The sequence below is a fragment of the Sphingomonas sp. UYP23 genome (assembly GCF_054059235.1).
Genome location: NZ_JBSSBX010000001.1, coordinates 1,345,437 through 1,365,556, shown reverse-complemented (window position 1 = coordinate 1,365,556; position 20,120 = coordinate 1,345,437). Strand labels below are relative to the sequence as shown.

General features: G+C 67.6%; 17 protein-coding genes and 1 pseudogene. 11 read left to right on the top strand and 7 right to left on the bottom strand.

All coding sequences use genetic code 11. The features are described from left to right. Positions 1 to 11 precede the first annotated feature (11 nt). From ACVWYO_RS06740 to ACVWYO_RS06730, 3 genes are read left to right on the top strand one after another with little or no spacing between them, the layout of a single operon-like run. Entirely contained in the window at positions 12 to 266 is a 255-nt protein-coding gene (locus ACVWYO_RS06740; protein ID WP_457349348.1) for a hypothetical protein, read from the top strand. Further along, on the top strand, positions 266 to 547 hold the full coding sequence (locus ACVWYO_RS06735) for a type II toxin-antitoxin system RelE/ParE family toxin (protein ID WP_457349347.1): 282 nt from the start codon (positions 266 to 268) through the stop codon (positions 545 to 547). Before ACVWYO_RS06740 ends, ACVWYO_RS06735 begins: the two co-directional genes overlap by 1 nt. Continuing rightward, positions 544 to 1,323 carry an enoyl-CoA hydratase-related protein gene (locus ACVWYO_RS06730; RefSeq protein WP_457349346.1) on the top strand — a complete coding sequence of 260 codons (780 nt, stop codon included), beginning with the start codon at positions 544 to 546 and terminating at the stop codon, positions 1,321 to 1,323. Before ACVWYO_RS06735 ends, ACVWYO_RS06730 begins: the two co-directional genes overlap by 4 nt. 10 nt (positions 1,324 to 1,333) lie before the next feature. On the opposite strand, the gene ACVWYO_RS06725 is transcribed toward ACVWYO_RS06730, so the two are convergent. The 3 genes from ACVWYO_RS06725 to ACVWYO_RS06715 form a co-directional block, all read right to left on the bottom strand. Beyond that, a complete protein-coding gene (locus ACVWYO_RS06725; protein WP_457349345.1) occupies positions 1,334 to 4,378 on the bottom strand; it encodes a glycosyl hydrolase family 28-related protein in 3,045 nt (1,014 codons plus the stop codon). Between the two features lie 85 nt (positions 4,379 to 4,463). Further along, positions 4,464 to 7,523 carry a TonB-dependent receptor domain-containing protein gene (locus tag ACVWYO_RS06720; protein WP_457349344.1) on the bottom strand — a complete coding sequence of 1,020 codons (3,060 nt, stop codon included), beginning with the start codon at positions 7,521 to 7,523 and terminating at the stop codon, positions 4,464 to 4,466. A gap of 21 nt (positions 7,524 to 7,544) precedes the next feature. After that, positions 7,545 to 10,604 (bottom strand): glycosyl hydrolase family 28-related protein, encoded by a 3,060-nt coding sequence (locus tag ACVWYO_RS06715; protein WP_457354893.1) that lies wholly within the window; start codon positions 10,602 to 10,604, stop codon positions 7,545 to 7,547. Between the two features lie 257 nt (positions 10,605 to 10,861). Between ACVWYO_RS06715 and ACVWYO_RS06710 the strand changes: the two genes are divergently transcribed. Together ACVWYO_RS06710 and ACVWYO_RS06705 are read left to right on the top strand one after the other, a co-directional pair. After that, a complete protein-coding gene (locus ACVWYO_RS06710) occupies positions 10,862 to 11,374 on the top strand; it encodes a gluconokinase (RefSeq protein WP_457354891.1) in 513 nt (170 codons plus the stop codon). Continuing rightward, positions 11,371 to 12,285, top strand: coding sequence for an alpha/beta hydrolase (locus ACVWYO_RS06705; protein ID WP_457349343.1), 915 nt, complete (start codon positions 11,371 to 11,373; stop codon positions 12,283 to 12,285). Before ACVWYO_RS06710 ends, ACVWYO_RS06705 begins: the two co-directional genes overlap by 4 nt. On the opposite strand, the gene ACVWYO_RS06700 is transcribed toward ACVWYO_RS06705, so the two are convergent. Then, positions 12,282 to 12,959 carry a FadR/GntR family transcriptional regulator gene (locus ACVWYO_RS06700; protein WP_457349342.1) on the bottom strand — a complete coding sequence of 226 codons (678 nt, stop codon included), beginning with the start codon at positions 12,957 to 12,959 and terminating at the stop codon, positions 12,282 to 12,284. The genes ACVWYO_RS06705 and ACVWYO_RS06700 overlap by 4 nt on opposite strands. A 24-nt stretch (positions 12,960 to 12,983) precedes the next feature. Then, positions 12,984 to 14,330, bottom strand: coding sequence for a GntP family permease (locus ACVWYO_RS06695; protein ID WP_457349341.1), 1,347 nt, complete (start codon positions 14,328 to 14,330; stop codon positions 12,984 to 12,986). 316 nt (positions 14,331 to 14,646) lie between these two features. On the opposite strand from ACVWYO_RS06695, the gene ACVWYO_RS06690 reads away from it, so the two are divergent. From ACVWYO_RS06690 to ACVWYO_RS06670, 5 genes are all read left to right on the top strand, one after another. Beyond that, positions 14,647 to 14,916, top strand: a complete 270-nt coding sequence (locus ACVWYO_RS06690; protein WP_457349340.1) for a helix-turn-helix domain-containing protein — start codon at positions 14,647 to 14,649, stop codon at positions 14,914 to 14,916. Positions 14,917 to 14,997: 81 nt separating this feature from the next. Further along, positions 14,998 to 16,128 (top strand): Gfo/Idh/MocA family protein, encoded by a 1,131-nt coding sequence (locus ACVWYO_RS06685; protein WP_457349339.1) that lies wholly within the window; start codon positions 14,998 to 15,000, stop codon positions 16,126 to 16,128. Beyond that, positions 16,125 to 16,598: a cupin domain-containing protein gene (locus ACVWYO_RS06680; protein ID WP_457349338.1), complete on the top strand. Its 474-nt coding sequence runs from the start codon at positions 16,125 to 16,127 to the stop codon at positions 16,596 to 16,598. Before ACVWYO_RS06685 ends, ACVWYO_RS06680 begins: the two co-directional genes overlap by 4 nt. Continuing rightward, positions 16,595 to 17,590, top strand: coding sequence for an SMP-30/gluconolactonase/LRE family protein (locus ACVWYO_RS06675; protein WP_457349337.1), 996 nt, complete (start codon positions 16,595 to 16,597; stop codon positions 17,588 to 17,590). Before ACVWYO_RS06680 ends, ACVWYO_RS06675 begins: the two co-directional genes overlap by 4 nt. 280 nt (positions 17,591 to 17,870) lie before the next feature. Beyond that, a complete protein-coding gene (locus tag ACVWYO_RS06670; protein WP_457349336.1) occupies positions 17,871 to 19,163 on the top strand; it encodes a glycoside hydrolase family 130 protein in 1,293 nt (430 codons plus the stop codon). Positions 19,164 to 19,184: 21 nt separating this feature from the next. Here the strand turns inward: ACVWYO_RS06670 and ACVWYO_RS06665 are convergent, their stop codons facing one another. Next, a complete protein-coding gene (locus ACVWYO_RS06665) occupies positions 19,185 to 19,382 on the bottom strand; it encodes a hypothetical protein (RefSeq protein WP_457349335.1) in 198 nt (65 codons plus the stop codon). Positions 19,383 to 19,408: 26 nt separating this feature from the next. On the opposite strand from ACVWYO_RS06665, the pseudogene ACVWYO_RS06660 reads away from it, so the two are divergent. Continuing rightward, positions 19,409 to 19,507 (top strand): annotated as a pseudogene (locus ACVWYO_RS06660) (hypothetical protein); the annotation flags it as partial. Between the two features lie 53 nt (positions 19,508 to 19,560). On the opposite strand, the gene ACVWYO_RS06655 reads toward ACVWYO_RS06660, so the two are convergent. After that, positions 19,561 to 19,860: a winged helix-turn-helix transcriptional regulator gene (locus tag ACVWYO_RS06655; RefSeq protein ID WP_457349334.1), complete on the bottom strand. Its 300-nt coding sequence runs from the start codon at positions 19,858 to 19,860 to the stop codon at positions 19,561 to 19,563. Positions 19,861 to 20,120: the final 260 nt, after the last annotated feature.

Genomic DNA, 20,120 nt, shown 5'->3' with positions numbered 1-20,120 from the left:
ATCGTCGGCTGATGGACGAAGAGTCGAATATCGTTGCGCTCGATGTGGTCGAGCTAGAGCGCTGGCTCGATGATCCCGACGCTTCGCTCGTCGAGCTCATGGCGGATTTGCCCTTCCTTCGCACCGAAGCCGAAGCGCGCGCCTATCGCGATGATATCCGCGAGGCGCTTGACGATGTGAAGCACGGTCGGGTCGTTCCGCACGAGCAAATCGTCCAGGATGCCGCCGAGCGCCGAAACCGTTTTCGCGCGAGCGCGGCAGAATAGTGAGTGCGCGATGGCTGGTCGCGGCGCGTGCTGACCTGGCCCGGATCTACGACTTCAACGCGCAACGTAGTGAGGCCTATGCGGCTCGCGTCGATGCACCGCTGATCGAACGTGCGGATGCGCTAGGGCGTAGGCCCGGAATGGGGCGGCCGTGGGGCAAAGCGGGGCTTCGCGTCTTGCCCGTCGTGGATATTCAATATGTGATCACCTATGCGATGGTCAGCGACCGGGTAACGATCCTCCGCGTCCACCACGCCCGCGAAAACAGGGAAACGCCATGACCACGATGATCAAGTCCGAACGGCGCGGCGACGTGCTCGTCCTTACGCTCGACCGGCCCGAGCGGCTCAATGCTGCGCCGCCCGCGATGTTCGTTGAATTGCGCGAGGCGCTGGACCAACTCGACGGTGCGCGGGCGGTGCTGATCGCAGGCGCTGGGCGGGCTTTCTGTTCGGGCGCCGATGTCGGCGGCGGGGCGCTCGGCAGTGACGATCCGGGCAATGCGACCTTCGCGGCGCTGACGGAGAGCTATAATCCGACGATGGCGGCGATCGCCGATCTGCCCGTCCCCGTCGTCAGCGCGGTGCGCGGGCCGGCGGCGGGAATCGGCTGCAGCCTCGCGCTCGCCGCCGATTTCTGCGTGGCGAGCGAGACCGCCTATTTCCTCCAGGCGTTCGTCAATATCGGGCTGGTGCCCGATGGCGGCGCGAGCTGGATGTTGCCGCGGCTGATCGGCAAGGCGCGCGCGAGCGAGATGATGCTGCTCGGCGAAAAGGTGCCCGCGACCAAGGCGCTCGACTGGGGGATGATCCACACAGTTGTCACCGACGACGCGCTCGACGCCGAGGCGTTCGCGCTGGCGGAGCGGCTTGCGGCGGGGCCGACGCGCGCGATCGGACTGATGCGGCGCCAGATCCGCAGCGCTTATGAAAGCGATTATGTCGCGGCGATGCTGCAGGAGGCGGAGAACCAGCGCACCGCGCGTGGCTCTGCCGATTCGATGGAGGGCGGGCTCGCCTTCCTGCAGAAGCGCAAGCCCGTCTTCACCGGCGCCTGAGCCGCGCCGTTCAGCGCAGCGGGATGCCGTAGAGCGCGTGGTGGGTCAGGACGAACAGCGTCTTGCCCGCCTCGCCGCCGACCAGCAGCTGGAGCGGGCGCTCGGGAACGTCGATCTGGCCGACCGGCTTGCCGCTCGCGTCGAACACGAAGACCTGGCCGTTGGCGACATAGACGCGGCCCTGCGCGTCGGTGGTCACACTCTCGCCGCCGCGGTTCGCGAAGGGCGCTAGATCGGTGACGACGCCCTGTGCGGCGACACGGCCGCGATAGGTCTTGTTCTCCGATGCGTTGGTGACGAACACCGGTGCGCCGATCGCGGCGGCGGTGAAGCCGTAGCTGTCGAGCGAATCGGAGAAGCGCCAGCCGAGAAAGCTCGACGGGCCCTGCTGGAAGGTGCGGTAGGCCGGCAGCACCAAGCTGCCATCGGGCGAGACATATTCCCGGGTCTTGGCGAGGCCCATGTCGCGGACGAACATGTCGGCGAGGGTCGGATAGGCGAAGGTCTTAGGATCGAGCTGATCCTTGAACTCGCCATTGACCCAGTAATTGACCGGGAGCGCCGTCCGGGCGCCGGGATGATCGGCCACCGGGGTCGGCGGGATGACGGTGATCGCCGCGTCGCTGCGCTTGGGATCGAGGCTGTAGACCGTGCCCTCGCGTCCGTTCGACGACAGCACTAGCAGCTTGCCCGAGCGGTCGACCGCGAGATTGACCGGGTCGAGCGGCGCATCGCTAACGACGGTCAGCCCGGTGGCGCGCGACCAGGCGTGGATCCGCTGGTGGCGGTGATCGACGAAATACAGCGTTCCGTCCGCTGCGACAGCGCCACCGGCGGCGGAGTAGAAACCGTCGGCGAGCTTTTCGACCTTCGCGTCGGCCACCGCGTCGCGCGCGCGTACTGCGGCCGCGCCCACGTCGAGCACCGCGAATTCGTGCTCGCGTGTCTCGAGGCCGTGCGTCACGTCCTGGATCGCATTTTCATACGGGAATTTGCTCGCGCGCAGATAGGTCGCGCAGCCATGCTCGTCGCAGGTGCCGAGGCCGCTCTCGGCATTGACGTGGACGTTGCGGAAGCGGAGGCCGTGCGAGTCGATCAGCCGCACCGCGGTCGGCGCGGGTTTCAGCGAGCGCGTCACGCGGTACGCGTGGAGGTTGGCAAGCAGAATGTCGCGGCTGTGGCGAATCTCGAACGACACCGCGTCCTGGCTTTCGCCGGCTTCCTCCTCGGTTTGCGGCGCGAGGAACTCCCAGTTCGCGACATGATCGAGCACGAACTCCGCGCGGGTATGGTGCTCGATCGACATCTGGTAGACATGGCCGGGGATCGTCGTGTCGGACACGAGCATCCCGCTTTGCGCATAGGTGCTGGGGCTCCACAGATTGGCGAAGGTCCCGCCGCCGCCCTGTACCCACAGGCTCGGATATTGCGCGTCCCAGCGCTTGGCGGGATCGGCGTCGCCGGTGTGGTTGGCGTTGTACGGGTCGAACCGGCTGCCGTCGGCGAGGTCGGTGCCGTGGCCGCCCTGGAACTTGACGTCCTCGACCAACGACCTTGCGCCGGCATGCCACAGCAGCGCGGTCGCGCGCGGGTTGATGCCGCCGGTGAACAGGCCGAGCCCCGAGACGATCGCGTCGCCGCCGCGCGCGCTCTCGATCAGCGGCTTGGCCGCGCCGACGCCCTGAAAGGCGGGGGTGCCGTCGGGCAGGATGATCTGCGTCAGGCTCGGGTGGAGCGCGACGAGCACGCTGTCGGGCTTGAGCTTGAGCGTATCGGTGACGCGGTAGCGGCCCGCAGGGAAATAGACGGTGCGATGCGTGTCGATCGCGCGCTGGATCGCGGCGGTGTCGTCGGTGGTGTCGTCGCCGCGCGCGCCGAGGCTGCGGACATTGGCCCAGCCGGTGGTGGCGGGCAGGCTGCGGAGCGCGGGCGGCGGGGCGGCGGGCAGCCGTGCGATCGGCGCGGCGTTCATCACCGTCTGATAGCTGCCGGTCGCGCCGAGGCCGGGGACCGTGAGGCCGTAGTTGAACGCGGTGACACGGTAGGTCTGCCCCGCTCCGGCGACGCTCCGGCCGCTGTCGCGGAAGCGCGCGAAGGTCGGGGTGGCGCTCGCGAGCGCGTTCTCGAAGCCGATCTGCGTGTAGACGTTGTTCTCGTTGCTGATCACCACCGCGGCGTTCGCGACGTTCTCGAAGCGGACGTCCTTGCCCCACAGCCAGTCGCCATAGCCCCGGTCGATGTCGATCGCGGTCGGCACGTTGCGCAACGCGACGTTGACGAGTGTGAGGCTCGCCTCATGCTCGCGGATCGCGCTTTCGCGCTGCCCGTCGAAGCTCGAATCGAGCAGCGTGAACTGCCACGCGGGCGAGGGTTTCTCGGCGAGGATGCCGTATCGGCCGCCATGAAACTGCAGGTCCTGCGCCTGGTTGGCGACCTGATAGAGCCCGGCGAGCCCCGAGCCGATCTGGAAATCGATATGCGCGAGATAGGCGTGCTGGGCTGCATGGAAGCGGATCGCGGTAGCGGCCGGGTTGCCCGCGCCGATCACGAAGTCGATGTTCGACAGCGCGGGGTAGAAGGTGCCGGGGTTGGCATCGGCGATGGCGGGATCGAACGGCACGCTGCCGAGGGGCGGGAAGGGAACGCGCTGGGCTTTGGCTTTAGCGCTCGCGCCGGGCTTGGCGCCGGCGAAGATCACCATGTTGGCGACCCCCTGCTGGAAGCCCGGCGTCGCATCGCCGAGCACGATCACGGGCCGCGTCTTGCCGACGCCGAACACGCGCACGCCGGGCCAGATGTAGAGCGTGCGGCTGATGCGATAGCGCCCCGACGGCACGAACACGATCCCGCCGCCGCCCTTCGCCGCGGCGGCGTCGATCGCCGATTGCAAAGCGGCGCTGTCGTCGGCGCGGCCATCGCGCACGCCCGCGACCGTCACCGCGCGCGAATCTTCGGGTGCGGTGACGTAATAGGAGGTCGAGGCGGCGGCGGGCGTTGCGGTCGCGACGAGCGTCGCGAGCAAGGCGGCCCGGAGGCGGATCGACCCATTCGGCATGGTATTTCCTTGGCATAAAAACGTCCCGGCCACCGGCCGGGACGCGAGGTGCCCGGCCCACCGGGCCGGGTTGGGGACGAAGGTGCTAGAAGTTGTAGCGCACGCCAACCCGGAACAGACGGCCGAGCGTATCGTAGAGCGCCTGGTTGGTGTCGATGCCGGTATTGGTCTGCGGCGACGGCGCCGGATCATGATCGAGCAGATTGTCGATCTTGAAATAGACGTTCAGCTTCTTGGTGATGTTATACGACCCGCCGATATCGAGATAGAAGGCGCCGGGCATCGAATTGTTGTCGATCGTCGGATGCTGCGTGGTCGAGACCGGGCAGTTTGTGCTGCAGACGACATATTCGTTGCTGTAGACGCCATCGCTGAACCAGCGCTGCTGCACGCTGAAGCTGAACGTGTCGGTGTTCCAGGCCTCGGTCGCGAGCAGCTTCCACGACGGCGTGTTGCCGGCATTGACCCCGGCCGACTGGGTCGGAATCGTGCCGGGGACGCCCGGGTTGGTGATGAAGTTCTTCACGTTGGTGGCAAGCCCGCGCAGCACGACGCGCCCGGGCAGGCCGACCTTGGTGAGACCGAACTGATAGCTTGCCTCGATGTCGAAACCGTCGGTGAAGATCGAGGCAAGGTTGAATGCCTGCAAATTGACGTAGGGCGCGGTGCCGGCGGGCGGGTTGAGGTTGAAGGCGCTGCACAACGAGGTGATGTTGTTGAGATAGCAGAGGTTGACCTCCTGCTGCGCGTTGAGCGTCGAAATCACGCCGTTGAGCTTGATCCGGTAATAATCGAACGATGCGCTGAAGCCGGGCAGCCAGTGTGGCCGCGACAGCACGATGCCCGCCGTGGTGTTACGCGCGATTTCAGGCTTCAGCGCGGTGTTGCCGACCGCGTTCTGCAGGATCGTCAGCGTCGCAGGGACGTTGGCCGGGCGATTTGGGTCGGAGTTGGTGAAATTGGGGATGGTGGTGGTGATCGGTGCCGCGAACAGTTCCGAGAGGTTCGGTGCGCGAACGTCACGCGAGGTCACTGCGCGGATGCGCACTCCGTCGATCGGCGTGTCCCATGTGCCGCCGACCTTCCAGGTATAGACCGTGCCCGAGGTGCTGTAGTTGGTCACGCGGCCGGCGACGTTGAGGTTGGCGCTGCCCAGCGTGTCCGATTTGAGGAAGGGCAGGTTCACTTCGAGGAAGCCTTCGGCGACATGGTAGCTGCCGCGGCCGGCATGGTAGTTGCCGGCGTACCAGTTGGCGCCGTTGGTCGAGAGCAACGGATCGGCGGGATAGTTGGCGCTATACGGCGTCTCGGCCGACACGCCGTTGCCGTAGGGATCGCCGACGACATGGTAGAATTCGTTGCGATATTCAGCACCCGCCGCGATCGAGACGGGGCCGGCCCACAAGCTGAGCGGCGAGCCGCTGAAGCTGAAGTTGAACGCGTCCTGCGTCTGGCGGGTATGCTGGAACGGGCCGTTGGCGGGTTCGATATAGGCGAGTGCTGCCGCGCTCGGCGCAGCGCCGCCGATGATGTTGATCGGTACGCAGCCATTGGCGCGCGCGACCGGATCGGCGCAGACGATCTGCCCGCCAAGGTTGATCGCCTGGATTGCGGCGGCATAGCGGTTGGTCAGCAGGATGTTCTTGACGTGGATGTCGGTGATGTTCTCGCCATGCTCGTACGAGATGTCGTAATTCCAGCTCGTGCCGAACACCGGCACCTTGCCCGCGGCGCCGCCGACGAAGCGATATTGCTTGCGCGTCGGATAGACCGTGATGTTGTTGGGCAGCTGGCCGTTGCTCGTGCCGAACTGGAACTGCGTGATCCCGGCACTGGCGCACGCCGCCTGGATCGAGGCGGGGACGAATGGGTTGGCGCACTGCAGAGTCAGCCCAGATTTGGTCGCGCCGGGGTTGGGCTGGTTCATCGTGTCGACCTGCGCGATGTTGACCGTCGCGTAGATCTCGTTGTCGGGATCGATGTCGAACCCGACGCGGCCATAGCCGTTATAGCGATCGAGCCGCGACTGGAGCGTCGTGCCGATGCCGACATTGCCCGACAGATCGCCGCCGAGGCAGAATCCGCCAGCCGAATAGCAGCCCGATACAGTGCCCGCCGCATTCTTCGCGGGAACGCCGTTCGAGCCATATTGGAACTGGAACGGCTGGCCGGCGGCGTTGAACGCGGTGCCCTGCAGCGGTCCGTTGGTGATCAGCCCGTATTTGGTGTATTGATATGCCTGCGCATGGTCGCGCACGAGATATTGCGGCGACCCGTCATTGGTGACGTTGCGGTTGATGAAGGTCGAGGTGCGATACCAAGTGCGCCCGTTCGCCAATTCCTCGCCAAAGCCGCCAGCGGGAACGCCGTCCTCATGGTCATATTCGCCGCTGACCTGGACGTGCAGCCGATCATTGAAGAACGACTTTCCGACCGCCGCCTGGAACAGCGCCTGCTTGTTGTCGCCATAGGTGGTGATGCCGCCCTGAACGTTCGCCTTGAAGCCGACGAAGCGCTTGTCGGTGATGAAGTTGACGACGCCGCCGACCGCATCCGAGCCGTACGACGCCGATGCGCCGCCGGTGACGACGTCGACGCGCTTGATCAGCAATTGCGGGAACAGGCTGATGTCGGGAACGCCGGTCACGTTCGCGCCGACGACGCGCTGGCCGTCGAGCAGCGTCAGCGTGCGGATCGTGCCGAGCCCGCGCAGCGAGAACGAGCTGAGGCCCTGCTGCCCGCTCGACGTGCTGTTGGTGCCGGTGGTGACGCCGCTCGACCCCTGCAGCGACGGCAATTGCGCGATCGTCGTGAAGACGTTGGGCTCGGCGTTGCGCGCGATGTCGGCCGCGCCGATGCTCTGCGTCGGCGTCGGCGCGGTGAAGCCGCCGGTGGTGATGCGCGAGCCGGTGACGACGATGTCCTGGCCGACGGCATCGGGCGCTGCCGCTTCGGCGCCGGGCGCCGGCGGAGTGTCGCTCGGCAGCGGTTGTGCGGTCGGCGGCGCGGGCGGTTGCGCTGCCGGCGCGGTCTGCGCGAGCGACGGCGTCGCGATCGCCATCGCGACCAGCGCGGCGAGGCTGGTGGTCAGCAGGGTGCTGCGCGAGCGGCGGGAAAGCGGGCGGTGTTCGATCGTGTCGGTCATGGGGGTCCTCACCTGTTCTTTTTAATTGTTGTTAGATTGCGGTGACGTGCCTGACGGCATCGCCACGGCGTAGAGCGAATGGTGCGTCAGGATGAAAAGCGTCGCCTTGTCGGCGCCGCCGAAGATCAGCTGCAGCGGGCGTTCGGGAACGTCGATCCGGCCGATCTCGTGGCCGTCGGGGGCGTAGGCGAAGACCTGCCCGTTCGCGATGAACACGCGGCCCTGCGCATCGACCGCGACGCTTTCGCCGGCGCGTTCGGCAAAGGGTTTGAGCTCGCCGAGCGTGCCGCCGGCACCGACCAGCGCGCTGTAGACGCGGCCCTCGGACTCGTTGCTGGCATAGACGCGCGTACCGACCCGCGCGCCGACCAGGCTGTAGGCGTCGAGCGTGTCGGAGAAGCGCCAGCCGACATGGTCGGGCGTGCCCTGCTGCCACACGCGGAACGCCGGGAGGACGAGGCTGCCGTCGGGCGAGACATATTCGCGCGGCTTGGGGCTCGCGGCATCGCGCGCGAACATCTCGCCGAGCGTGGTGAAATGGTCGGTCTTCGCGTCATATTGATCGCGGAACTCGCCGTTGTTCCACCAATTGCCCGGCAGCAGCGTCTGGGCGTCGGGATGCGCGGCGGTCGGGGTGGACGCGATCAGGGTGACATCGGTCCTCGGCCCGGCGGGGTCGAAGGCATAGACGCTGCCCTCCGCACCGAGCGAGGACTGGACGAGCAGCTTGCCCGACCGTTCGACCGCGAGATTGACCGGATCGAGCGCGGCGTCGCGAACGATCTCAAGGCCCGCCGCCGCGCTCCAGCGATAGATCCGCTGAAAGCGATGCTCGACGAAATAGAGCGCGCCCGCGGCATCGACCGCGCCGCCCGAGATCGAGAAGAAACCGCTTTCGAGCTTGCGCACCGGGCCCATGCCGGGGAGCGGGGTGGGGACTGCTGCCGGTGCTGGCGTGGCGGGAATGTCGAGCCGGGCGAACTCGCGCTCGCGGACTTCGAGGTGGCGCGTCTTGTCCTGGATCGCATTTTCGAACGGGAATTTGCTGACGCGCAGATAGGTGCCGCAGCCATCGGCCTGGCAGCTCGCGATGCCGCTTTCGGCGTTGATGTGGACGTTGCGGAAGCGGATGTCCAACGCGTTGGTGAGCTTCACCGCCGACACCGCCGGGTGGAAGGTCCGCGTCACACGGTAGCTGTGATAATTGGCAAACAGCAGGTTGCGGGAGTTGCGGATGTCGAGCGAGGTCGCATCCATGCCTTCGCCGACTTCCTGCTCGGTCTGCGGCGCGAGGAATTCCCAATTCTCGACGCCGTCGAGCACGATCTCGTTGCGGACGTGGTGTTCGGCCGAGAGCTCGTAGACATGCCCCGGCGTCTTGGTGTCCGAGACATAGAAGCCGGCCTGCGCGAAGGTGTTGGGCGTCCACACATCGGCGAAGGTGCCGCCGCCGCCGTCGGTGACCCAGATGCTCGGATATTGCGCGTCCCAGCGATTGTCGGCGACTGGGTCACCGCTGTGCGCCGAACGCGCGCCGAGCGGGAGGCCATCGGCGGTCGGCGTGCCGCCGCCGCCCATGATCTTGACGTCGTCGACGAGCGAGGTGGCGCCCGATTTCCACAGCAGCGCCGAGGCGCGCGGATTGATGCGGCCGGTGAACAGGCCGAGCCCCGACACGATGTTGTCGCCGCCTTTGGGGGTCTCGAGGATCGGCACGACGCTGCCGACGCCGGCATGGGCGGGGTTCGAGTCGGGCAATACGAGCTGGGTCAGCGCGGGGTGAAGCCCGAGGAGCACGGTGTCGGGGCGCAGCTTGAGCTTCGTGGTTACGCGGTAGAAGCCGACCGGGAAATAGAGCACGCGGTGCGAGTCGATCGCGCGCTGGAGCGCGGCGCTGTCGTCGGTGGTGCCGTCGCCGCGCGCGCCGAGATCGCGAACGTTGCTCCACTGCGCGACCGCGGGGAGCGCGCGGATCGCATTGGCGCGGGGGGCTGGCAGCGCGGCGAGCGGGGTGATCTGCGCATCGGTCGCGATCCGGCCGGTCGCGCCGAGCGTCGGCACCGCGAGGCCGTGCGAGAAGCTCGCGACGCGGTAGCTGCGTCCCGCGCAGGCGACGGTCTTGCCGCTCTCGCGGAAGCGCGCGAAGACCGGCGTGTCGGTGGCGAGCGCGTTGTCGAAGCCGATCTGGGTGAAGGCGCTGTTCTCGCGGCTGATCGTCACCGCGGCGCGCGAGACGCGCTCGAAGCGGACGTCCTTGCCCCAGAGCGAGTCGCTATAGCCGGAATCGATGTCGATCCCGACCGGGGTGTCGCTGATACGGACGTTGACGAGCGTCAGGTCGACCTCATGCTCGCGGATCGCGGCGTCGCGCTGATGGTCGAAGCTCGAATCGATCAGCGTGAACTGCCATGCGGGCGACGTCTTTTCGGTGACGATGCCGTAGCGCCCGCCGTGGAAGTGCACGTCTTCCATGACGTTGCCCGCCTGGTAGACGCCGGCAAAGGCCGAGCCGAGGCGGAAGTCCATGTGGCTGAGAAAGGCGTGCTGCGCGACGCGGAAGCGCACCGCGGCGGCGGCGGGATTGCCCGCGCCGATCTCGACGTCGACGTTGCTCATCGCCGAATAGAAGGTCGCCGAATTGGCGTCGCGCACATCGTCGCGCGCCGGGACCACGGTGGGCACGGGGACGGGGACCTTGCCGACCTGATATTGGTCGCCACCGGTGAACACCACCATTGTCGCGACGCCGGTCTGGAAGCCAGGGGTCGCATCGCCGAGCACGAGCACCGGGCGCGTTGGCCCAACGCCGAAGATCCGCACGCCGGGCGGGACGAGGATGCTGCGCGTCAGGCGATAACGGCCCGAGGGGAGGAAGACGATGCCTTCGCCGCTGTCCTTGGTGCTGCCGGTGCGGCGCGCGGCGTCGATCGCGCGCTGGATCGCGTCGGTCGCATCGGCGCGGCCGTCATTGGCGCCCGCAACGGTGACCGCGCGCGGATCGGCGGGGCGCGTGGCAAGCGTCGATGGCGCTGCGCGCGCGGCGACGGGCGCCAGTAGCGCTACCGCGGTCGTCACCAGCATGGCTGTTCGAATGTTCACGTTAACATTACCCTTTGCGACCGGCACGTGCGCGCCTGGCCGAGGCTGGGAATAGGCCTCCGAAGCATGGCTGCCATCCGCGACGATGGTCGTAGTTCCCAGGCGGGCGTCGCGGGCGGTATCAGGCGATGCGAAAGGCCCGGGCCGGCGCGTCGCGTCGCGGCTCCGTCCGGTTTTGGGGACAATCTTTGCAACGGGCAGTCAAGCATCACGGGATCGCGCCACTGGCGGTGATCGTCATGGGGGTCAGCGGGAGCGGCAAATCGACGGTCGGCGCGGTGCTTGCTGGTGCGCTCGATGCGCCGTTTCTCGAGGGCGATTCGTACCATGCGGCCGCAGCGGTGGCCAAGATGCGCAGCGGGCAGCCGCTCGACGATAGCGATCGCTGGCCTTGGCTCGACCGTTTGGGCGCGGCGATCGGCACCGAGGTGCGTGCGAACGGCGTGGTGGTGGCGGCGTGTTCGGCGTTGCGCCGCAGCTATCGCGATCGCCTGGCCGCGGCGATCGCGGCGCCGACGCGCTTCCTCCTGCTCGACGCCGCACCCGCGGAACTTCGCCATCGGCTTGCCAATCGCCCCGGCCATTACATGCCGAGCAGTTTGCTGACGAGCCAGCTCGACACGCTCGAGCCGCTCGCACCCGACGAGGCGGCGACAACGCTCGACGCGAGTGTGTCCCCCGAGCGGTTGTGCCGCGAAGCGCTGGCATGGCTGCAGCGCGATCCCCATGCCGACGCGGGCCAGATGCGATGAGACGCCTGGCCTTTGCACTCGCCTTCATCGCCGCGCCGCTCGCTGCGCAGGGCCCGGCGTTGGTCCCGACCGTCGCACCGAGCGTGGTGCCGCTCTGGCCTGACGGCCCGCCCGGCGCCGATCCCTTGCGCGACGCGCCCGAAATCGTCGAGAACACCTATGTCCGCAGCGTGCATCGCCCGTCGCTGACGGTGCTGCGCGCCGACCGCGCGCACGCCAATGGCGCAGCGATCATCATCGCGCCCGGCGGTGGGCACAAGATGCTGGTGTGGGTGAACGAAGGGCTGATGCCCGCGCGCACGCTCAACCGCTTCGGGGTGACGGTATTCGTGCTCAAATACCGGCTCGCGCGCGAGGCCGGCTCAGCGTACCAGATCGAGCGCGACGGCGCCGCCGATGCCCGGCGCGCGGTACGCTATGTCCGCGCGCACGCCGCCGACTACGGCGTCGATCCGCATCGCATCGGGCTGATGGGGTTTTCGGCGGGCGGCGAGCTGGTGTCGCTCGTCGCCGACAATCCCGCGTCTGCGGCGCCAGCGCGCGACGCGGTCGACCGCGTCGATGGTCGGCCCGATTTCCAGGTACTGATCTATCCCGGGCCGCTTGGCGTGCCCGCGCGCGCGGTGGCGGGCGCGCCGCCGGCGTTTCTGGCGGCGGGGACGCTCGACGCGTGCTGTGCTGCGCCGACGCTGACGCTCTACCAGCAATTGCGCGATGCGCATGTCTCGGCCGAGCTGCATCTGTTCGCCGACACCGACCATGGCTTCAACGTCGCGATGCATGCCGAGCGCGTTGGGTTGCAGCACTGGCCCGACCGGCTCGCCGACTGGCTTGGCGATGGTGGCTGGCTGGTGCCCGGCGGCGGCAAGCGCGCGACGCCGAGCAGCACGACCGAGTTGCTGCCGAATTAGGGCAGCAGCCGCTTCCGACCTTCCGACAGATGCCAGCGCATCGCCAGCGCGGCGCCGTCGGCGTCCTGCTGGCGGATCGCATCGACCAGCATCTCATGCTCGCGCAGCATCGCGCCGATCACCTCGGGTGGGCGCGAGCGCGAGATGTCGACGCCGGCGCGCATGATCCGGTCGACATCGGCGAACAGCGCCTCGAACGCGATCAGGAAGGCGGGGTTGGCGGTCGCCAGGATGATCCGGCGGTGGAGCTCCATATCCTCGTCATGCGCCGGCGCGCTCGACAGCAGGGCGGTGCGCAACGCGTCGAGCGCGGCGTCGATCGCCGCCATTTCCTCGCTCGAACGGCGCGACGCGGCGAGCCGCGCCGCCTCGGCCTCGAGCACGAAGCGGACTTCGTAGGTGCCGAAGGTCGCCGACATATGGTCCATCGGCAGGAAGGCGATCAGCCGGTCCGACGGGCGGCCCTTGACGAACGAGCCAGCCCCGCGCCGCGCCTCGGTGATGCCGTCCGACGCGAGCCGGACGAGCGCCTCGCGGACGATCGTGCGCGACATGCCGAACAGCTCGGCGAGCCGCGCCTCCGAGGGTAGCCGATCGCCGACCGCGAGCGCATCGCCATTGATGATCTCGACGATCCCGGCATAGGCCCGGTCGGCCAGCCGCCCCTCGCTCATGGCTTCGTTCCGCGTCGCATCGCGTCAGAATAGCTGACTGGCGACGAGGATCAACGCCAGCCCCATCACCGAAACGACCGTCTCCATCACCGACCAGGTCTTGAAGGTCGAGGCGGTGTCGATGCCGAGATAGCTCTTCACCAGCCAGAAGCCGGGATCGTTGACATGGCTGAAGAAGAGCGAGCCCGCGCCAATCGCGAGCACGATCCATTCGGGCGACGCGCCCGAGGCGGCAACGAACGCCGGCATGATTCCCGCGGTGGTGATCGTCGCGACCGTGGCCGAGCCGGTGGCGAGGCGGATGCAGACCGCGACGAGCCAGGCGAGCACGATCGGCGAGAGCGGCCCGCCGGTCGCGACGCGCGCGAGCAGGTCGGACAGGCCGGCGGTGACGAGCACCTGCTTCAACGCGCCGCCCGCGCCGATCGCGAGCAGGATCGCGCCTGCCGGGAGCATCGTCTCGCTCCAGATCGCCTCCTGGACCTTGGCGTCGCCGATGCGTCGGCCGAACAGCAGGGGAAGGGCGGCGAGGCACGCGATCAGCAGCGCGAGCACAGGGTTGCTCGCAACCGCGAGGATCGCGAAGCGCGGTGCGAGCGCGGGTGGGAGCAAGGCGACCGCTTGCCCCGCAGCGATCAGCACGACGGGCATCAGCACGACGAGCAGCGCGCGCCAGTTCGCCGGGGCGGGCATCGCGAGCACATGGGGGGCGAGCATCGGCGGCGCGAGCGTGATGCCGCGCGCGGTGAATTTGGCGAGCACCGGCCCGGCGACGATCGCAGTCGGGATACCGACGAGCAGGCCATAGCCGAGCGTGCGCAGCAGATCGGCATGGAGCATCTCGACCGCGAGCAGCGGGCCGGGATGCGGTGGGACGAGCGCGTGGACCACCGACAGGCCGGCGAGCGCCGAGAGCATCAGCCGGAGCTTGGCGGAATCCTGGTTCGCGCCGCTCGGCAAAGCGGCGGCGGCGGCGGCGACGATCGGGAGGAGCAGCACCAATCCGGTTTCGAAAAACAGTGGCAGGCCGATCAGCAGCCCGGTCGCGACGCTCGCCCACGGCGCGCCCTTGACCCCCGCCCAGCGCAAAGCGGTGCGCGCGAGGCCGGCGGCGGCGTCGGACAATTGCAGCATCGCGCCGAGCGCGAGACCGAGCGCGACGACGAGGCCGGTGCCGCCGAGAATGTCGCCCGCGCCCTTCTGGATCGCCTTGGCGGTGTCGGCAATCGGCAACCCGGCGATCAGGCCGACGGTGAAGGCGCCGGTCAGCAAGGCGATGAAGGGATGGAGCCGGCCGCGCACGATCAGCACGATCGAGAGCGCGATGCCGAGAACGGCGGCAAGGACCAGGCGATAATCTTGCGGGGTCATCGGACGCGCCGTCCGCCGCGGGTCGCACGATCCGCACACCGTCCGCACGTTGTCGCTTGCCGATAGACCATCCAGTGCCTCCCCCGATGCTCCGCAGTCTAAAGCTGCGATCGGAACTATCTGTATGACAGCATTTCGTCTTGTCCAAAGAAAAATACCGATTGTGACGTTTTGTGTCGCAAATAGGCTTGAATCTGTCCAACCAATTTGCGTAAAGTCCGACTAACGGGATTCGTCATATGGTCCCTGCGATCGGCCCAAGCCGACGATCGAACAGCGCGTGCCACGTCACGCCATGATGGGGAGAGGGATCACGATGACGCAGCACGCCGCAGCGGCCGACACCAGGCTCGCGACCGACCCGCCGACGCCGTTCGCACGGCTCACACCGACGCAGCGCAAGGTGCTCGACGGTGTCTTTTGCGGGCAGCTTAACAAACAGATCGCCTATGACCTCGGCATCGCCGAAGCGACCGTCAAGGCGCACATGACCGCGTTGATGCGCAAGCTGAAGGTCCATAACCGCACGCAATTGGCGGTCACCGCGCAGGCGCTCGGCTGGGGCAACAGCGCGCTGGCGCATTAAGCGCACGCCGGTAAACCGACACTTTCCTTCCCATCAGGCGCGTCTTCCTCGAACCGCGAGCGCCCGCACAAGGAACGACGCATGGATTTTGGACGCCGCGATTTCCTCCTGTCTGCGGCTGCCGCCGCGGTCGCTCCGCAGATGATCGCGACGCAGGCGGGCGCGCATGCGACGTTGGCGCCGGGCGGGCGCAAGCTCGGCTATGCGATCGTCGGGCTCGGCAGTTATGGGCTGGGGGTGATCATCCCCGAATTCGCGCGCTGCCAGCACAGCAAGCTGGTCGCGGTGGTGACCGGCGACGCCGCCAAGGGTCAGCGCGTCGCCGCCGAGCACGGGCTCGGCGCGAACGCGGTCTATTCCTATGCGCGCTTCGACGAGATCCGGAACAACCCCGAGATCGACATCGTCTATGTCTGCCTGCCCAATTCGATGCATGCCGAGTATACTATCCGCGCCGCCAAAGCGGGCAAGCACGTGATGTGCGAAAAGCCGATGGCGATCTCGGTCGCCGAGTGCGAGGCGATGATCGTCGCGTGCCGCAAGGCCGATCGCAAGCTGATGATCGGCTATCGCTGCCATTTCGAGCCGTTCAACCTCGAGGCGATGCGGCTCGCGCGCAGTGGCGCCGCGGGCAAGATCCGCTACGTCCGCACCGAGCATGGCTTTACCCAGGGCGATCCGTCGAAATGGCGATTGAAGCGCGCGCTGTCGGGCGGCGGATCGCTGATGGATATGGGGGTCTATTCGCTCCAGGCGGCGCGCTACATGACCGGCGAGGAGCCGATCGCGGTGACCGCGCGCGAATCGACCGACCGCAGCGACCCGCGTTTCCGCGAGGTCGAGGACATGATCGAATGGAATCTCGAATTCCCCTCGGGCGCGATCGCGGGATGCCAGTCGATGTACAGCGCCAACCAGAACCACGTGCTGCTGATGGGCGACAAGGGGCGGATCGAACTCGAACCCGCGACGCGCTATAGCGGCAACCATATGTGGACCGGCAAGGACGGGCGCGAGCGCGAGCTTACCCCGCCGCCGGGGCCGGGCGTGACGCAGTTCGCGGGGCAGTTCGATCATCTCGCCACCTGCGTGCTCGGCGGGACGACGCCGATCGTGTCGGGCGAGGAGGGGTTGCGCGATATGCGTATCGTCGAAGCGATCTACCGCTCGGCGCGCGAGGGTCGCACGATCCGGCTGGACGGTCGGGCATGAAGCCGCTGTTGCTGATCGCCGCGCTGGTCCTGGCCGCGCCGGTTGCCGCGCAGGCGCCTGTGACCGATCCGACCGGGTTCGCCTCGGCCGCCGACGTGCAGACGGCAGTGGCCAAGATGGCGGCGGGGACGAAGCCGGGGCAGGGATTTGCCTATGCACCACTGGTGCGTGATGGCGCGCCCGTCGCCGCGCTCGAATATTGGAAGGCGCCGGGCAAGCCCGCGGTGCATCCCGACGATGCCGAATATACGATCGTGATCGCGGGCGCCGGGACGCTGATCTCGGGCGGGCGGATGGTCGATCCGCACACCACGCGGGCCGATCTCGTCGAGGGCAGCCGGATCGAGGGCGGCACAACGCGGCCGCTCGCAGTGGGGGACGTGATGCTGATCCCGGCGGGGACACCGCATTATTTCGGGATTACCGGCGGCAAGCTCGTCCTGCTCGGCATGAAGCTGCCGCGGAAATGATCGACCGCCGTCAGCTGCTCGCGCTCGGCGTGGCCTGTGTCGCGATGCCCGCGGCGGCGCTGGCGACCGCGCCCGTAATCCGCCGGCTGTCGCCCAAGCTCGACCGGATCATCGCGCCGGATGCGGTGATCGAGACGATCGCGACCAACATCCGCTGGGCCGAAGGACCGGTATGGGTGCCGGGGACGGGGCTGCTCTTCTCCGATCCGCCTGCCAATCTGATGCGGCGCTGGACGCGCGCTGGTGGCGCGACGGCGTTTCTCTCGCCCTCGGGCGCGGCGGGTACCGACCCCAAACTGGTGCGCGAGGCGGGCTCGAATGGGCTCGCGCTCGGGCATGACGGTGCGCTGCTGATCGCCAATAGCGGCGGGCGCAGCGTCGATCGCTTCGATCTCAAGACGAAACGCCGCAGCGTGCTGGTCGATCGCTATCAGGGCAAGCGCTTCAACAGCCCCAACGATCTCCATGTCGCGCGGAGCGGCGCGCTCTATTTCACCGATCCGCCGTACGGGCTCGCCGATGGCGACACGTCGTCGATCAAGGAACTGCCGCACAACGGCGTCTATCGCTGGGCGCCGGGCGGCGAGGCGGTGTTGCTCGACGGCACGCTGACGCGCCCCAACGGGATCGCGTTGTCGCCCGACGAGCGCCGGCTCTACGTGTCGGTGTCGGACGAAGCCGCGCCGGTGATCCGCGTCTACGATCTCGACGCGCGCGGAATGCCGACGGGTTCGCGGATCTGGCTCGATGCCAAGGCGCTGCAGACCGGCGGCGCGCCGGGGCTCCCCGACGGGATGAAGATCGCACGCGACGGGACGCTGTTCTGCTCGGTGCCGGGCGGGATGATGATCCTGACGCCCGAGGCCGAACCGCTCGGGCTGATCGCCAATGGCGGCCCGATCGCCAATTGCGCGTTCGGCGAGGCGGGCCGGACCCTGTTCCTCACCGCGTCCGACCGCGTGCTGCGCGTGCCGCTGCGCATCGCCGGCTGAACCGCGGTCGCGGCGGCAGAAATGCGGGCGAAAGTCCGGCGAACCGAAGCCTGATACGTCTTTTGCGCAACGCGCGCTGACCGCGGCGCCGCGGAAAGGCCCGGCCGCCCGCGGCACAGAAATCTTGATCACTCGTCACTGCCACGGACGGCGCTGGCTAGCGTCTGACGCGCGTCATCATGGGATTGCCCCTGCGCGCGGCGCGCAAATACGCGCAACCCTGCCCATCGTTCAGTCGTTTCCGTCAACGATCGCCACCCCGCCATCGGAGCCACGTTCAATGCGCGACGACCTGTTCACCTTTTCCGACGTGTCTCTGCGCCCCGACCCGGCACGCACCGTCATCAAGCCGTTCAGCGTCGAATATCCCGCGCCCTTCCGAGACGGTGCGCCGTCGCGTCTGCGGATCGTGATCGAGCGCGTGCTGTCGCTCGACGCACCGACGCGCCGTGCCGATCGCGCGTGCATCGTGGAGTCGCTTTCCGAGCGACATCGCAATGTCGAGACGATCCTGACGCGACGATTCGAGGAAGTGCGGCAGTGCCTGCCCGACACGGTGACCGCCGACCGCGACCAGCAGTTGCTGATCGGCGCGTATCTCGGCGCGGAATATTCGTTCGAGGCCGCCGCTCTGTTCAACCCCAGCATCGTGCTGCGGCTGAATCAGGACAATGCGCCCACCGACGGGCTCAACTTCATCCTCTCGCTGCGCGGGATCGGCGAAGGGCACGTTTCGTCGGTGACCTTCCGGACGGGCAGCTGGAGCGCGCGCGACGGCTTCCACGTCGACCAGCCGAGCGGCTGGGTCACCTCGCCGCGAATTGAGGGGCCAGACGAAAGCGGCACGGCGGGAACGACGCGCGTGATCTGCGAAGGCAGCGAGGCGCCGTCCGAAAGCGTGCTGTTCCCGGTGACCGCGACCCAGCGCCAGGGGATCGAGGATTTGCGGATGGTGCGCTTTACCGAGGAGGACGGCGCGGTCAGCTTCCTGGGCACCTATACCGCATTCGATGGCCGCGATGCGCGCTGCGAGCTGTTCCGCGGCACGGGCATCAATACGTTCGAGATGACGCCGCTCACGGGTTCGGTACCGGCGAGCAAGGGCATGGCGCTGTTTCCCAGGCGGATCGACGGGCGCTATGCGATGATCGGACGGCAGGACAATGAGAATTTGTGGCTGATCGCGTCCGACACGATCACGCATTGGGACGGTGGCGTCAAACTGATCGGCCCGCGCTACCCGTGGGAATATATCCAGATCGGGAATTGCGGGTCGCCGATCGAACTCGACGAGGGCTGGCTGGTGCTTACGCACGGCGTCGGCATGATGCGCAATTATGCGATGGGGGCGTGCCTGCTCGACAAGGTCGATCCGAGCAAGGTGCTCGCGCGTACCGCCGAACCGATCCTGCGGCCGCGGCCCAACGAAACGACCGGCTATGTGCCCAACGTCGTCTACAGCTGCGGGGCGATCGTCCATGATCGCACGCTGTTGCTGCCGTTCGGCGTTGCCGACCATTCCGCGAGTTTCGCAAGCTGTCGCATCGAGGACCTGCTCAAGACGATGGAATGAGCGCCGGCCCCGACGCGCGCGTCAGCCGAGCTTCAGCGATTGCAGGATCGAGCGGCGTGAATGGTCGAGCAGCGCCTCCGCTTCGGCGGCATCGGAATGCATCCGCGACAGCGCCAGCGCCCCGACCATCTCGGACAGGATCGACGAGGCGCGATGGTCGGCATCGGCAATATCGAGCTTCTCGAGCAAGTCGGTGATGCCTTGGGTCAGCGTGCGCACCGCGGTGACGAAGATCGGGTGCGGCGCGGCTGTTCTCGCCGCAAAAGGGCGCCGATGCGACGAGCGTCGCTCGGCTCGAACGGCGGCTGACCCTGTGGTCGGACGCGCTTGAGCGCCAGAGCTGACGGCGCAACCCGAATGTCCAGTTGGGCAAGCGGCGTACCGGTTTCGCGATCGGTCACCTTGGGACGGAAGACCTACCCGTCGCCGCATCGACCAGGCCGGTCACGCCGCCGTCCGAAAAGTGTCGCGCGCCCCAGGCGCCGAGCGCGTGCAGGACGGGCAGAAAATCGAGCCCGACCGCAGTGAGCACATATTCGTCGCGCGGCGGACGTTCGTTGTAGCGGCGGCGTTCGAGCAGACCTGCTGCGGTCAAGGCCGCAAGCCGACGTGTCAGGATGTTGGGCGCGATGCCGAGCGACTTCTGGAACTCGTCGAAACGCCGCCGTCCAGCGCCGGCGTCGCGCAGGATCAACATGCTCCAGGTGTCCCCCACCCGGTGCAAAGCCCGCGCGACCGGGCAAGCATCGTCGACAAATCTCCTCGTGTCCATTGCAGAACGATAGTGACCTTCTCATCCTCCTGCAAGTCGCTTGGTGGAAGCGTGCTGCGACGGCTTGGACACGGAATTTTGCGATGTCTGCTCCGAACAGGCGCGCCTGGCGATGGTGCCGTTCCTGTCGCGCCTCGATCGGGCGTTACAACTTTCGAGACACAATGGTTGGCGTTTGACGCGCG